Annotated in this window: 1 protein-coding gene; it reads left to right on the forward strand. The window is 29.6% G+C overall.

Going from position 1 to position 926, the window contains the following annotated elements; genetic code table 11:
* Positions 1-814: mannose-1-phosphate guanylyltransferase (locus TY07_RS17035; protein WP_042403130.1), on the forward strand; the 814-nt coding region annotated here is incomplete at its 5' end.
* Positions 815-926: the final 112 nt, after the last annotated feature.

The following is a 926-nucleotide window of genomic DNA, read 5'->3' on the forward strand; positions in this document are numbered from 1 at the left end:
TACTTGTATAGGATTATCAGCTATTAAGTTATTAAAAAAAGATAATGATGCTGTAATGGTAGTATTACCTTCTGACCACCATATTGAGGGCCAAAAGGATTATTTAGATACACTATCAGAGGCTATTGAAATAGCAAATAGACGTAGAGGGATTGTAACTATAGGGATTAGTCCAACAAGGCCTGAAACAGGATATGGATATATTGAAATGGGTGAAAGGATACCATCAGCAACTCAAGCTTATAAAATAGCTAGGTTCACTGAAAAACCTAATATTGAAGTTGCAAAAGATTTCTTATTGAAGGGAACTTATTTATGGAACTCAGGAATGTTTGTTTTTAGAGCAGATGTTATATTGAGGGAAATTGAAAAGTACTTGCCTAAGATGTATAAATCATTAATGAATATATATCAACATTTAGGAGAAGAAGATGAGGAGCAAGTAACAAGGGAAGAGTATGGTTTAATTGATGGAATTTCTATTGATTTTGGAGTAATGCAAAGAACAAGAAAGGCTTACGTAATCAAAGGTGATTTTAAATGGGACGATATAGGTAGTTTCAATGCATTAAGTAGATATTTAAATCAATATAGAAATAACAATAAAATAAGTAATAACGTATATATTCAAGATTGCGAAAATTGCTCTATATTTGGAGGCGATGAAAAACTGATTATTGGTTTTGGAGTTAAAGATTTAGTAGTTGTTGATGCGGGAGATGTTATTCTTGTTATGGATAAGGATAAAGATCAGGAAATTAAGCATTTACTGAATGATATTAATGATAGTCCTGAATTTGGAGCGTTTATTTAATGAAAAGTTAAAAGTGACAAATTGAGTTTTAATAATAAATTCAATTTGTCACTTTTATTTTATAAGAAGATTAATATTATACTACTAACTCTTCATATTCATCATTTTGTTT

The sequence above is a fragment of the Clostridium saudiense genome (assembly GCF_000577815.1).
Taxonomy (GTDB): Bacteria; Bacillota; Clostridia; order Clostridiales; family Clostridiaceae; genus Clostridium; species Clostridium saudiense.